This window comes from Streptomyces sp. GL_148 (genome assembly GCF_057834205.1).
Genome location: NZ_CM174396.1, coordinates 942,156 through 954,668 on the forward strand (window position 1 = coordinate 942,156; position 12,513 = coordinate 954,668).

Consider the following 12,513-nt stretch of genomic DNA (forward strand, 5'->3'; position numbering starts at 1 on the left):
ACGGGGTATGCATGGGGCCATGACCGCCAAGCGCAGTGCCGGACTCCTCCTGTTCCGCCAGCACACCGGAGCGGGGGTGGAAATCCTGCTCGGCCACATGGGCGGCCCGCTCTGGGAGCGCCGCGACGCGGGCGCCTGGGCGATCCCGAAGGGCGAGTACGGCCCCGAGGAGACCCCGCGCGACGCGGCCCGCCGGGAGTTCGAGGAAGAGATCGGGCTGCCGCCGCCGGAGGGTCCGTACCTGCCGCTGGGCGAGGTGCGGATGATCGGCGGGAAGCTCGTGACCATCTGGGCGGTGCGGGCGGACCTGGATCCGGCCCTCGCGGTGCCCGGCACCTTCACCATGGAGTGGCCGCCGAAATCGGGGCGGACGGCGGAGTTCCCCGAGCTGGACCGGGTGGAGTGGTTCACTCCCCCGGTGGCCAGAACCAAGCTGGTGGTGTCTCAGATTCCTTTTCTGGAACGGCTGTTGGACGTTCTGGAAAACGAGGGTTGACCTGACCTTTACTTGCCAACAAACCCTACCTGCATGGACATTGCACGTATGACGAACGTCGTGCTGGTGGGAACCCTGGACACCAAGGGTGTGGAGTACGGCTGGTTGCGCGAGAGGCTGCTGCGCGCCGGCGTCGAAGTGATCACGGTCGATGCAGGAATCATGAACGAGCCCCGCGTGCCCGCCGACGTACCGCGCGAAGCGGTGGCGCGGGCCGCGGGAACGGAACTGTCCGCACTGCGCGCGGCCGCCGACCGGGGTGCGGCCGTCACCACGATGGCCCTGGGCGCGGAAGCGACCCTGTTACGCCTGCACGCCGAAGGCCGGCTGCACGGAGTGCTCGCGATAGGCGGCAGCGGCGGGACCTCCATCGCCACCCGGGCGATGCGCGCACTGCCGCTCGGCGTCCCGAAGGTGATGGTCTCCTCGATGGCGTCCGGGGACGTGGCCCCGTACGTCGGATCGGCGGACATCACCATGATGTACAGCGTCGTGGACATCGCGGGGATCAACAGCGTCTCCGCGCCGGTCCTGGCCAATGCCGTCGCGGCCGTCGCCGGGATGGCCGAGGCCTACGAGCGCTCCGCCATGGAGCTGCGCCGGTCCGCCCGGCTGGGCTCGGGGCCCCGGCCGCTGATCGCGGCGAGCATGGCGGGCGTGACCACGATCGGCGTGGACGCGGCACGGGAACGCCTGACCGAACTGGGCTACGAGGTACTCGTCTTCCACGTCAGCGGCGCCGGCGGCCGGACCCTGGAGACCCTGGCCGGCCAGGGGGTCTTCGCCGGCGTCCTCGACCTCACCCTCAGCGAGCTCGCCGACGAACTGTGCGGCGGCATCCTGACCGCCGGGCCCGACCGGCTCAGCGCCGCCGGGCGGGCCGGGATCCCGCAGGTGGTGAGCCTGGGGGCGCTGGACATGGTGAAGTTCGGCCCGATGGAGAACCTGCCCGAACGGGTCCGCTACCGCAGGGTCCGCGTCCACAACCCCTCGATCACGGTGATCCGTACGACCGAGGCCGAGTGCGCCGAGCTCGGCCGCCGGGTCGCCGCCAAACTCCGTGCGGCCACCGGCCCCACGGCCGTCTGCGTGCCCCTGCGCGGGCTGTCCACGCTCGGCGCCCCCGGCGGGCCCTATCACGACCCCGACGCCGACGGGGCGCTGTTCTCGGCGCTGCGCGACGGGCTGCGGGGCAGCGCCGCCCGGATCCACGACTACGACACCCACATCAACGATCCGGACTTCGGGCGGGCGGCGGCCGACCGGCTGCACGCCATGATCGGAGCGAGGGCCGCAGCGGCCTGACCCCCGGCGCGGAGGTGTCCCCGACAGGGAACCGGCCGTGGCGGAAATGTGTCCCAGGTGATGGCCGGTCCATGGAACGACCGGCTCCGGGGCGCGGTCACGCCACGGCAAGGGGGGAAGGCATGAACGGCGTGTGGTCGGTTCCCGGTTACTCGGAAGTCCGCGAGCTCGGCTCTGGCGCCAGCGGCCGCGTGGTCCTGGCGGTCCACGAGGTCACCGCAACGGCCGTCGCGGTGAAGTACCTGAACGACCGGATGCTCGAGAACCCGGTCTTCGTCCGGGAGTTCCGGGCGGAGGCCCAACTCCTCGGCGCCCTGCGCTCCCCGTACGTGGTCGGGCTGTACGAGTACGTCGAGGCGCCCGGCGGCGCCGCGATCGTCATGGAGCTCGTGGACGGCATCCCGCTGAACGCCCTGCTGAAGCAGTGCGGGCGGACCGGACCGGAGGCGGCGCTGGTGCTGCTGAAGGGCTCCTTGCTGGGGCTCGCCGACGCCCACCGGGCCGGTGTGGTCCACCGGGACTACAAGCCGGCGAACGTCCTGGTCGCGGCCAACGGGACCTCCAAGCTGGTGGACTTCGGAATCGCCACCCCCCTGGGCACCACGCCCGGAGCGGCGGGCACCCCTGCCTACATGGCCCCGGAACAGTGGCAGGGCCGGCCCGCCTCGCCCGAGGCCGACGTGTACGCGGCGACGGCGACCTTCTTCGAATGCCTGACCGGCCGCAAGCCCTACGACGGGCAGAACTTCGCGGAGCTCGCGGTCCAGCACATCGAGGCGCCGGTCCCGGAGACCGAGGCGCCCGAGCCGGTGCGCCCGCTGATCCGGCGGGGACTGGCGAAGGCTCCCGAACAGCGGCCCGAGGACGCCGACGCGTTCGTCGCGGAACTGGAGGCGGTGGCCCTGGCGGCGTACGGGCCCCAGTGGGAGGAGCGCGGACAGCGCAAGCTGGCCGCGCTGGCGGCCCTGCTGCCGCTGCTGTTCCCCTCCGCGGGCGCACCGGCGCAGGGCGTCACCGCCCTGGCCACGACGGTCCTGCCGGCGCCGCCCGCGGGCTGGGCCCCGGGCGGGCGCGGGCTGCTCGCGGCGGGGGCGGCGCTCGTGCTCGGGCTGGTGGCCGTACTCGGCTACCAGGCGGTGGGCTCGGAGCCGGGCGGCGCGAAGGCGCTGAACGCGTTCGCCACGTCGAGCGCGTCGGCGCCGGGCCCGGCCACCCCGGCGCCCGGACCGAGCCTGTCGGCTTCGCCTTCGGCGACACCGTCCGCGTCGGCATCCGCTTCGCCGTCGGCGAGCACGAGTCCGAGTCCGAGCCCGAGCTACACGATGCCGACACCCACCCCGACACCGACGCCGACCTGGACGGTGACCAAGCCGCCGACCCCGACCCCGTCCACGACCCCCACGCCCACCCCGAGCCCGACCCCGAAGGTCAAGATCTCCGCGGTGAACGTCACTTCCTTCCGGCAGACGGCCCCGGGCACCACCGAGGCCGCCTTCTCCGTCGAAAGCGACGGCGCGGGCCCGTACACCCTGGTCGTCGAATGGTTCACGGGTGACACCAAGGGCGCCCTGACGGTGCCCGACGGTCGCCAGACGGTCGCGTTCGGCGCCGGGAGCCCCGGTACGCAGACCCTCGCACACACCTTCGCGCAGGGCGCCGGCTGCTACTGGAGCGTCCGCGCCACCACCCAGCCGGCCGCCGCCAACCAGAGTTCCGTCCAGAGCATCTACATCCGAGGGTGCAAGCCGGCATGAGCGATCCCCACGCCCCGCAGGGCGACGACGACTACAGCGCCACCGTGCTCGGCAGCCACTGGATCACCGGACCGCCCCAGGACACGGAGCGGACCGAACGGCTCGACGGCACCGGCGCGACCGCGCGGTTCGACGTGCCGATCGGGGCCGTGCCGGACCGGGTCGAGGGCTCCGTACTGCGCTTCGGACCGGGGGTGACGGCCGCGCTGCCCGCGCCGTTCCCGCTGTTCCCCGGCCCGGCCCCCCGCCGGCGCCGCGAATGGCGGCGCTACACCCTGGCCGCCGTGGTCCTGATCGGGGTCCTCTGCTACCTGGGCTGGCAGCGCTACGGCCCGGCCCTGGAGGTCGGGGACGTGGTGGTGAGCACCGAGGCCAAGGGTCCCGGCTGCGACGGGACCGCCGACGTGGTGGCCGTCGTACGGACCAACGGGCGGCCGGGGGTCCTCGCGTACCGCTGGCTGCGCAGTGACGGCACCCGCTCGGAGCAGCTCACCGAGCGGGTGCCGAGCGGCCGGAAGGAGGCCCGGCTGCACCTGCTGTGGACCTTCCAGGGCGCGGGGACCTACCCCGCGAAGGCCGAGCTCGAGCTCGTCTCGCCCGTACGGCGGACGGCCGCGGCGGAGTTCACGTACCGCTGCCGCCCGTAGCGGGAGAGGGAGCGGGCATGCGGATCACCGCGAGCCCGCCGTCGAGGTCCACGCGGGAACGGGGCGGGGCGCCGTCCTCCTCGTCGTCGCGCATGATCAGCGCGCTCTGCCGCTCCTTGAGCTCGTTCTGCTTGCCCGGCGAGAAGCTCGCGTGCAGTTGCTCGAAGCCGGTCGCGGACATCTGCCCCTTGCGGCCGTTCCAGCGCCAGGGCAGCAGACCGGCGCGGCCCGCGCGCTCCAGCGTGAGGTCGAGGAAGGCGATGGCGGTGAGCAGCAGAGCCAGCCCTGGGAGGGTCATGAAGACGACGAAGGCCATGGCCCGACCCTAATCCCGGTCCTGCACCCCGACCCCCACCCCGGTCCTCCTTTCGGCCAACGGCCCGGGCCCCGGACCGGTCCTTCCGGCCGGGCGATCGTGGCCGTGCGGCCGAGGCGCCGCCACCCCCGCCCCTGGTTGACTCGAATGTGTTGGCGAGGGCATCAGGGATGGCCCTCACGGCACCCTTGCTGCCACGTTCCAGCCGGCGATACACCCCAACCGGAACGTGGCTGTCCCGCACGGATGCCAAGTCCGCGCGGGAGGCCCGCAGCCGCTTTGGGGAGTGGCTGCGGGCCGTCTTGCCTGCCCGTCCGTGGCGGGCAGCTCAGATCGCTCCGCTCCTTCTTCAGAAGCGGGCGTGCGCGGTGATGTCCGCCGCGAACTCCCCCGTCATCGCCGGGGTCACCGTCGGCCGGCACTGCGCCACCGCCGCCAGGTAGTCCTCCGTGCTCGCGCCGAGCTGGGCCGCCGCCGCGCCGCGTGCGCCCACCGCCTCCAGGTCCCGCTCGAAGGACACCTGCGCCGCGATCCGCGCCGCGTGCTCGATGTCGGCCGGGGTGAACAGTTCGCTCGCCCCGACCAGCGCCGCCACGTCCACATCGGGACGGCCCGCCGTGTACCGGGCCCAGATCGCGGCGCGGGCGCCCGCGTCCGGGGTGCCGATCGGGATCAGGTAGTCGAAGCGGCCGGGGCGCAGGAAGGCCGGGTCGAGGGAGCGGATGGAGTTGGTCGCGCAGACCAGCAGCCGTTCGTCGCCCTCGCGGAAGCCGGGTATCAGCTTGAGCAGTTCGTTGGTCACCCCGTGGATCCCGCCGGGCTGGGCGGGTTCGGTGCGCACGGGCGCGATCTCCTCGACCTCGTCGATGAAGACGAGCACGCGTTCCAGCTCGGCGATGCGGGCGAACGCGTCGCGCAGCGCCGCCGCGAGGTTCCCCTCGTCGGCGAGGCGGGAGGGCAGCAGTTCCACGAAGGGCCAGCCGAGCCGGGAGGCGATGGCCCGGGCGAAGGTGGTCTTGCCGGTACCGGGCGGGCCGAAGAGGGTGATGGCGCGCGGCGGCCGCACGCCGTGCGCGGCGGCCCGCTCGGGCTCGGCGAGCGGCAGCACCACGCGCCGCTCGATGAGGTCCTTCTCCGTCTCCATGCCGGCGACCTTGGCCCACAGGTCGTTCGGCAGGAAGCGGCCGCCGAGGTCGTCGAGGAGGCCGGCGGCCGGGCCGTGCAGCGGCTCGGTCTTCTCGAAGTAGGCGACGGCGGGCTGGCGGGTGTAGCCGGCGTTGAGCAGGCCCTCGCCGAGCAGGTCCTCCTCGGGCAGGACGTAGGCGATGCGCCCGACGCGGGCGGCGATGAGCCGCCGCTCCAGCTCCACGAGCAGCGCGCTGGCCAGGCCCCGGCCGCGCCAGCCGGCGGCGATGGCGATGCGCATGACCCAGGCGCGTTCGCCGGTGACGCAGGCGAGGGCGGCGCCGATCGGGACGCCCTGGTGGACGGCGACCACGCAGGGCTGCCGGTCGGTGAGGGCGCTGATGCATTCGGCGAGTGAGAAGACCGACTCCTGGCCGAGTTCGGCCGTGGTGTCGATCAGATGGACAACGGCCGCGAGATCGCTCTCGCGGTAGTCGTGGATCAGCCAGTTCACCGGGTACCGCCCCTCGTTCGTGCTCCTGCGTGCCTGCTGCGCGCCTGTTGCGCACCTTGCTGCCGCGAGGCTAGGGGCGGACCGCCCGTTGATCACGCTCCGTCGTGCACAACACCCGGTCGGGGAACCCTCCGTATCGTCCATAGACTGGTGGTTTCCGCCCGAACTGCTGCTCGAGGATCGTCAAGCCTTCATGACTTCCCACATATCCACCGGCATCCGACGGCTGTATCTCGTGTGGCTGGTTCCGGTCCTCTGGACGCTGTCCCTCGGGCTGTGGGGGCTCTCCCGGCAGAACAGCGTGTGGCGGGACGAGGCGGCGACCTGGCAAGTGGCGGAGCGCTCGCCCGGTGAGATCTGGCACCTGCTCGGCAACGTGGACGCGGTCCACGGCCTGTACTACCTGCTGATGCACATGCTCTTCGAGGTGTTCGGGGCGAGCACGACCACCCTGCGCCTCCCCTCGGTGCTGGCGGTGGCGGTCGCCGCCGGCTGTGTGGCGCTGATCGGGCGCCGGCTGGCGGGCCCGTGGGCCGGGCTGGGCGGCGGGCTGGCCCTCGGGCTGCTGCCGGCCGTGCAGTTCCAGCTCCAGGAGGGCCGGTCCTACGCGCTGATCGCAGGCGGGGCCGGGCTGTCGACCCTGCTGCTCGTCTCGCTGATCGCGAGCGCCGGAGCCGGGGCCGGGGCCGGGGCCGGGGCCGGGGCCGAAACCGAAGCGGAGACCGGAGCCGGGGCCGGGCGGCGGACCCGGCCGCGCTGGACGGCGTACGGGGCTCTCGTGCTGGTCTGCGCCCTGCTGAACTGGTTCTCCCTGCTGATCCTGCCCGCCCACGCGGTGACCCTGTGGTGGGCGCGGGCCCGGCGCGGTGTCGTGGCGCCCTGGCTGCTCGCCTCCGCGGCGGCCGTGGCGGGGGCGCTGCCGCTGATCCTGTTCAGCCGCACGCAGTCCGGCCAGGTCTCCTGGATACCACCGCTGACCTGGCACATGATGATCGGCCCGGGCGTCCTGCTGGCGGTCGGCGCGCTGGGCGCGTGGGCGGACCTCCGGGGCGGGCCGCGCACCGGTCTCCCCGCCCGGCTGACGGCGGCCTCGGTCGGGCTGCCACTGCTGGCGGTGCCCCTGCTGGGGCTGGCCGCCGCCTCGCTGATACAGCCGCTGTTCCTGGACCGGTACGTGCTGTTCTCCATGCTGGGTCTGGCCCTGCTGACCGGTGCGGCGCTGGGCGCGGCCGTACGGGCCCTCGCGCCCCGGTACCCGAAGGCGTCGGGCGCGCTCGTGCCGGCCGTGGTCGCGGTCTCGGCGGTGGCGCTGCTGCCCGTGGCGCTGGCCGACCGGTCTCCGGCCAGCCGGGTGGACGACGTCCTGGCGGTGGCCGGGGAGGTGTCCGCGCTGAAGCGGGACGGCGACGCCGTGCTCTTCGTCCCGGCGGCCCGGCGGGACACCGCACTGGTCTCGCCCGGGGCGTTCGCCGGCCTGAAGGACATCGCCCTGTCCCGCGGCCCCGCGGAGTCGGGCACCCTCAAGGGCGAGGAGGCCGCCCCTGCACGGATCTCGGCGGCCCTGCGGGAACAGCGGCGGGTCCTCCTGGTGACGGACTCGCGGAAGACGGCCAAGCCCTCGGGCTCCGCGGCGGACCGGACGAAGGCGGCCGTCCTGCGGGCGGAGTTCACCGTGGTGGAGGACCGGGAGGTCCGCGGCCGCCGGGTGACGGTGTACGAGCGGCGCGGCTGACGGGCGGTGTGACTGATGCCGGCGAAGCCGAGGGTGAGGACGGAGGAGCCGGCTTCGCGCAGGGCGACGGTGAGCGGCATGTCGGAGACGCCGTGTTCCAGGAGCCCGTAGCCGAGGAGGAACAGCAACAGCCAGATCACCAGCAGGAACAGCATCGCGACCGGTGCGGCCGGTGCCAGGACGCGATCCCTGAGCTGTTCGGTGGGCATCCGCGCCTGATATCCCCGGCCGCCTGATGGCTATCCCCGACTACCTCACATCCCCGCGGCCAACGGGCGGCGCCCATCCGGTCGGCGGACCCGCACGGCGCGCCGGCCGCGCCGACGGCGGAGGGGATGCGGCCCGTGAAGGGACGCGCCGGCCTGCCCCGCCGATTCACAGCGGATTCATATGGATTCCCCGGCTCCGGTCACAGGTTGCCCCGTGAGGCTCGGAGCATGATCCAGCGCTTCCCCTCCCGACCGGACCGCCGCTCCCGCGCCCGTGCCCGTGGCCGGCGCGCTGCGCGGATCCTGCTCGCCCTGGCCACCATGACGGCCCTGCTGGGCGTCGACGCCCCCGACGCGTCGGCCGGACCGCCGCTCGGCGTCACGGTCACGGCTGCCGCCGACGAGACGGCCGGGCGGGTCGGCGCGCTCTTCGCGGGCGGGCTCGGCGGCGGCCACTTCTGCACCGCGTCCGTGGTGCGCAGCGCGGACCGCGACGTGATCGTCACCGCCGCGCACTGCCTGGGCAGCCCGGACACCACCGTCTTCGCCCCGGGCTACCGCGACGGCGAGGCCCCGTACGGCCTGTGGAAGCTGACCGGCACGTACGTGGCCCCGGACTGGACGGACGGCGCGGAGCCCGACGCCGACATCGCCTTCGCGACGGTGGCCCCGCTGGACGACCGCCGGCTGGACGGCGACCCGCTGAACGGCCGGCAGATCGAGGACGTGGTCGGGGGCTTCCCGGTCGCGGCGGAGCAGCCGGCCGATGCCACGGTGTCCGTCGTGGGCTACCCGAGCCGCGACGAGTCCCCGCTGTACTGCACCAACGCCACCACCCTGTTCTCCGCGACCCAGCGCCGCGTCGAGTGCCCGGACCTCAGCGGCGGCACCAGCGGCAGCCCCTGGCTCGTCGACGGCGCCCTGGCGGGCGTCCTGGGGGGCCACGAGGGCGGCGGGACCGTCCCGGAGGTCTCGTACAGCGCGGTCATGGGCGACCAGGCCGTGGAGCTCTACCGCGAGGCCTCCGACCGCGGCTGAGCCAGGGCCGTGTGCGGCGGAGCGTGTGCGCCGGGGCCGCGTGCAGCGGGGCCGTCGCCGCCCTCGGCCGGGCGGTCAGTTGCCGGGGCCGACCGGGGCGGGGGCCGCGAACCAGGTCGGCTCGTCCCGCAGGGCCTGGCGGATCCGGTCGACCGCGAAGGACTCCAGCGGCTCCGGCAGCGCGTCCGGTGCGAACCAGGCCACCTCCAGCGACTCGTTGTCGTTGACCCGCGCCTCCCCGCCCGTGGCCCGGCAGCGGAAGGTGATGTCCTGGAACTGGCAGACGTCACCGTTCGGATAGGTGATCGGCGGGAGCATCTGCACCAGCACCACCCGGTCCGGTACGCACCGCACCGCCGTCTCCTCGTACACCTCGCGCACCGCCGTGTCGGCCGGCTGCTCCCCCGGCTCCGCGATCCCGCCGACGACCGACCACCGTCCGGTGTCCGCGCGCCGGCCCAGCAGGACCCGCCCCCGCTCGTCGACGACGACGGCGGTCACCCCGGGCAGCAGCAGCAACTGGTGACCGGCGGTGGCGCGCAGGGTACGGATGAAGTCAGGTGTGGTCATTCCCCGACCCTACGAGGCCTTGCGCATCCGGCGTGCGAAGGTCCAGCCGAGTCCGGCCACGGCGACGGCCAGCAGGAGGTACTCGGCGAGCGGGCCGAAGCGGGTGGCCGGGGTCTGCGTGGAGCGCAGCGGGATCTCGGCGACCAGGGCGTCGGCCGTGAACAGCTTCGTCTGCTGCACGATCTCGCCGTCGGGGCGGATCACGGCGCTGACCCCGCTGGTGACGGGGACCAGTACGGTCCGGCTGTGCTCCACGGCCCGGACCCGGTCCATGGCGAGCTGCTGGTAGGTCATCTCGGTGCGGCCGAAGGTGGCGTTGTTGCTCGGTACCGCGATGACCTGGGCGCCGGCCTGGACGGTGGAGCGGACCGCGTCGTCGAAGGCGGCCTCGTAGCAGGTGACCATGCCGACTCCGCTGCCCGCCATGTCGAAGACCCCGGGCTCCTTGCCGGGGCCGAAGTCGCGCCGCACCCGGTCCACGTCGGAGCTGAAGAGCCGGACGAAGGAGCGCATCGGGATGCGCTCACCGAAGGGCTGGATCTTGCGCTTGTCGTAGGTGTCCACGGGGCCCTTGACCGGGTCCCACAGGATCATCGTGTTGCGCAGCGGGCCGGTCTCCGGGGCGAGGACGGAGCCGATGGCGACGGGCACCCCGATGGTCTTGACCGCGTTGTCGATGACGCCGTAGGCGTCGGGCTCGGTGTACGGGTCGATGTCGGAGGAGTTCTCCGGCCAGACGACGAAGTCCGGCTTCGCGACCTTGCCGAGCTTGATGTCCTCGGCGAGCTGGATCGTGCGGTTGGCGTGGTTGTCCAGGACCTGGCGGCGCTGGGCGTTGAAGTCGAACCCGGCGCGCGGGACGTTGCCCTGGATGACGGCGGCCACCACGGTGCCGTCCTCGGCCGCGTCGGAGACCAGCGGCCGGGCTGCCAGTGCCCCGGCGAGCGGGGCGGCCACGGCGGTGGCGGCGAGCAGCGCGGCGGTGGCCCGGCGGGTGTCGGCGCCGACGCGCAGGACCTCGTAGAGCCCGAATCCGCACAGGGCCACGGCGAAGGAGAGCAGCGGGGTGCCGCCGAGCGCGGCGAGCGGCAGGAAGACCCCGTCGGGCTGGCCGAAGGCGAGCTTGCCCCAGGGGAAGCCGCCGAAGGGGGCCCGGGCGCGCAGTGCCTCGCCGGCGATCCAGACGGCGGCGCCCCACAGCGGCCAGGCGGGGAGCCGGCTGACGAGGGCGATGCCGAGGGTGGTGAGGCCGATCAGCAGGGATTCGAGGGTGACGAGCGCCAGCCACGGCACCGGGCCGACGCCCTCGCCGGTCCAGACGAGCAGCGGCAGCAGGAAGCCGAGGCCGTGCAGCACCCCGAGGCCGAAACCGGCCCGCGCGCGGCGCCCGTACAGGCACCAGCCGAGCAGGGCGAGGGCGAGGGGGGCCAGCCACCACAGGGGGCGGGGCGGGAAGCTGAGGTAGAGGAGCACGCCGGACAGGACGGCGGCCCCGGGCCGCGCCAGCCGGCCGGCCCACCGGCGCGCGACGGCCCCGGCCTCGGGCGCCTGCGCAGGCCGCCCGCCGGCTCCGTCTTGCCCCTGGCCCTGCCCTTGGGGCTCGTTCCCGGACTCGTTCCCGGCTTCGTTCCCGGCCGCGCGGGTCGCACTGCTGCTCATCTGGCGGAGTGTACGTCCCCTGCCTGTGCCGGCGGCGGAGTCAGTGGGCCAGGGCACGCAGATGGGCGCGGATCACGAGGACCGCGTTCTGCGCGTCGTCGACCGTGACGGTGAAGAGCTTGCCGTCGCCGAGCCGCAGCTCCAGTCCCTCGCCTCGCCGGACGATGACGGCGGTGCCGCGCTCGGGACGCCAGCGGTAGCCCCAGCCGCCCCACTGCTGTGGGGTGATCAGGGGCACGTACTCGGCGGCCTCCACCTCCGTGAGCCGGATCCTGCGGCGCGGCAGCCCGATGTGCCCGCAGCGCACCTCGATGGCCTCGGCGTCGACGGTGACGGCGGCGTGCACGAAGGCGAGGGTGCCGAAGAGGATGAGCAGGCCCGCAGCGAGGCAGCCGATCACCGCCATGAGCAGCGCGACGATGCCGGCGCCCCAGGCGTGGTCGACGGCGAGCTGGATTCCGAGCGCCAGACAGGCCGCACCGGCTCCGGCGAGGATCCACTGCACACGGTTGGAGGCCCGGCCCGTCCAGAGCGGACCCGGGGGGTGACCCGTCATGTGTAGCAGCGTACTCACGTTCCGCAGGGACGCCACCGGCCCTCTTGACCTCAATCGGACTTGAGGTTTTACGGTCACGGACATGACGAACAACGAGGCGGCAGAAGTGTCAGGGAAGACGATCCCGGAGCGCTATCGCACGGCGGTGGTGCCGCACATCATGGTGGCCGACGCGGTCGGCGCCCTGGATTTCTACGTACGGGCCTTCGGGGCCGTGGAGGAGTACCGGCTGGACGCACCGGGCGGCGGCGTCCTGCACGCGGAGATCCGCATCGGCGGGGCGGTGCTGATGCTGGGCGACACCGACGGCGGCGGCGGGTTCACCTCGCCGACGGCGCTGGGCGGGACGTCGGTGGCGCTGCACGTGTTCGTCGCGGACGTGGACGGACTCGTCCGGACGGCCGCGGCGGCGGGCGCGGAAGTGCTGCAGGAGCCCGCGGACCAGTTCCACGGCGACCGGACGGCCCACCTGCGAGACCCGTACGGACACACGTGGATCTTCTTGACCCACCTGGAGGACCTGTCGGGGCAGGAAGTGGAACGCCGACTCGCCTCTGCCGGGACGGCCTAGCCAGGACGGGCTCACCGGGGA

The 12,513-nt window shown here is 73.7% G+C and carries 12 protein-coding genes; 7 read left to right on the top strand and 5 right to left on the bottom strand.

What is annotated here, in order from left to right; translation table 11 throughout:
- The first annotated feature begins 19 nt into the window (after positions 1-19).
- The 4 genes from AC3IYI_RS04255 (at position 20) to AC3IYI_RS04270 (ending at position 4,202) form a co-directional block, all read left to right on the top strand.
- Entirely contained in the window at positions 20-496 is a 477-nt protein-coding gene (locus AC3IYI_RS04255) for an NUDIX hydrolase (RefSeq protein WP_489408922.1), read from the top strand.
- A 48-nt stretch (positions 497-544) separates the two neighbouring features.
- Positions 545-1,801, top strand: coding sequence for a Tm-1-like ATP-binding domain-containing protein (locus AC3IYI_RS04260; RefSeq protein WP_489411880.1), 1,257 nt, complete (start codon positions 545-547; stop codon positions 1,799-1,801).
- 122 nt (positions 1,802-1,923) lie between these two features.
- Complete coding sequence (locus AC3IYI_RS04265) at positions 1,924-3,555, top strand: serine/threonine-protein kinase (protein ID WP_489408923.1); 1,632 nt, start codon at positions 1,924-1,926, stop codon at positions 3,553-3,555.
- Positions 3,552-4,202 carry a hypothetical protein gene (locus AC3IYI_RS04270; protein ID WP_489408924.1) on the top strand — a complete coding sequence of 217 codons (651 nt, stop codon included), beginning with the start codon at positions 3,552-3,554 and terminating at the stop codon, positions 4,200-4,202. The genes AC3IYI_RS04265 and AC3IYI_RS04270 overlap by 4 nt, the downstream gene beginning before the upstream one ends.
- Here the strand turns inward: AC3IYI_RS04270 and AC3IYI_RS04275 are convergent.
- Together AC3IYI_RS04275 and AC3IYI_RS04280 are read right to left on the bottom strand one after the other, a co-directional pair.
- Entirely contained in the window at positions 4,180-4,518 is a 339-nt protein-coding gene (locus AC3IYI_RS04275; RefSeq protein ID WP_489408925.1) for a DUF6191 domain-containing protein, read from the bottom strand. The genes AC3IYI_RS04270 and AC3IYI_RS04275 overlap by 23 nt on opposite strands.
- A gap of 349 nt (positions 4,519-4,867) precedes the next feature.
- Complete coding sequence (locus AC3IYI_RS04280) at positions 4,868-6,157, bottom strand: ATP-binding protein (protein ID WP_243340769.1); 1,290 nt, start codon at positions 6,155-6,157, stop codon at positions 4,868-4,870.
- A 193-nt stretch (positions 6,158-6,350) separates the two neighbouring features.
- Here AC3IYI_RS04280 and AC3IYI_RS04285 point away from each other — a divergent pair, with 193 nt between their 5' ends.
- Together AC3IYI_RS04285 and AC3IYI_RS04290 are read left to right on the top strand one after the other, a co-directional pair.
- A complete protein-coding gene (locus tag AC3IYI_RS04285; protein ID WP_489408926.1) occupies positions 6,351-7,889 on the top strand; it encodes a glycosyltransferase family 39 protein in 1,539 nt (512 codons plus the stop codon).
- 437 nt (positions 7,890-8,326) lie between these two features.
- Positions 8,327-9,136: a trypsin-like serine peptidase gene (locus AC3IYI_RS04290; protein ID WP_489408927.1), complete on the top strand. Its 810-nt coding sequence runs from the start codon at positions 8,327-8,329 to the stop codon at positions 9,134-9,136.
- A 75-nt stretch (positions 9,137-9,211) separates the two neighbouring features.
- Here AC3IYI_RS04290 and AC3IYI_RS04295 read toward each other — a convergent pair whose 3' ends face one another.
- Genes AC3IYI_RS04295 through AC3IYI_RS04305 form a run of 3 tightly spaced genes read right to left on the bottom strand, consistent with a single transcriptional unit; the run spans position 9,212 to position 11,921 of the window.
- Positions 9,212-9,706: an NUDIX hydrolase gene (locus AC3IYI_RS04295; protein ID WP_489408928.1), complete on the bottom strand. Its 495-nt coding sequence runs from the start codon at positions 9,704-9,706 to the stop codon at positions 9,212-9,214.
- Between the two features lie 9 nt (positions 9,707-9,715).
- Entirely contained in the window at positions 9,716-11,365 is a 1,650-nt protein-coding gene (gene lnt / locus AC3IYI_RS04300) for an apolipoprotein N-acyltransferase (RefSeq protein ID WP_489408929.1), read from the bottom strand.
- A gap of 40 nt (positions 11,366-11,405) precedes the next feature.
- Entirely contained in the window at positions 11,406-11,921 is a 516-nt protein-coding gene (locus tag AC3IYI_RS04305) for a hypothetical protein (RefSeq protein ID WP_489408930.1), read from the bottom strand.
- A gap of 82 nt (positions 11,922-12,003) precedes the next feature.
- Here AC3IYI_RS04305 and AC3IYI_RS04310 point away from each other — a divergent pair, with 82 nt between their 5' ends.
- Complete coding sequence (locus AC3IYI_RS04310) at positions 12,004-12,492, top strand: VOC family protein (RefSeq protein ID WP_489408931.1); 489 nt, start codon at positions 12,004-12,006, stop codon at positions 12,490-12,492.
- The last annotated feature ends 21 nt before the right edge of the window (positions 12,493-12,513 follow it).

Coding starts and splice junctions, on each gene's coding strand:
- AC3IYI_RS04255 (WP_489408922.1), top strand. CDS start 20: ATGACCGCCAAGCGCAGTGCCGGACTCCTCCTGTTCCGCCAGCACACC.
- AC3IYI_RS04260 (WP_489411880.1), top strand. CDS start 545: ATGACGAACGTCGTGCTGGTGGGAACCCTGGACACCAAGGGTGTGGAG.
- AC3IYI_RS04265 (WP_489408923.1), top strand. CDS start 1,924: ATGAACGGCGTGTGGTCGGTTCCCGGTTACTCGGAAGTCCGCGAGCTC.
- AC3IYI_RS04270 (WP_489408924.1), top strand. CDS start 3,552: ATGAGCGATCCCCACGCCCCGCAGGGCGACGACGACTACAGCGCCACC.
- AC3IYI_RS04275 (WP_489408925.1), bottom strand. CDS start 4,518: ATGGCCTTCGTCGTCTTCATGACCCTCCCAGGGCTGGCTCTGCTGCTC.
- AC3IYI_RS04285 (WP_489408926.1), top strand. CDS start 6,351: ATGACTTCCCACATATCCACCGGCATCCGACGGCTGTATCTCGTGTGG.
- AC3IYI_RS04290 (WP_489408927.1), top strand. CDS start 8,327: ATGATCCAGCGCTTCCCCTCCCGACCGGACCGCCGCTCCCGCGCCCGT.
- AC3IYI_RS04295 (WP_489408928.1), bottom strand. CDS start 9,706: ATGACCACACCTGACTTCATCCGTACCCTGCGCGCCACCGCCGGTCAC.
- lnt (WP_489408929.1), bottom strand. CDS start 11,365: ATGAGCAGCAGTGCGACCCGCGCGGCCGGGAACGAAGCCGGGAACGAG.
- AC3IYI_RS04305 (WP_489408930.1), bottom strand. CDS start 11,921: ATGACGGGTCACCCCCCGGGTCCGCTCTGGACGGGCCGGGCCTCCAAC.
- AC3IYI_RS04310 (WP_489408931.1), top strand. CDS start 12,004: ATGACGAACAACGAGGCGGCAGAAGTGTCAGGGAAGACGATCCCGGAG.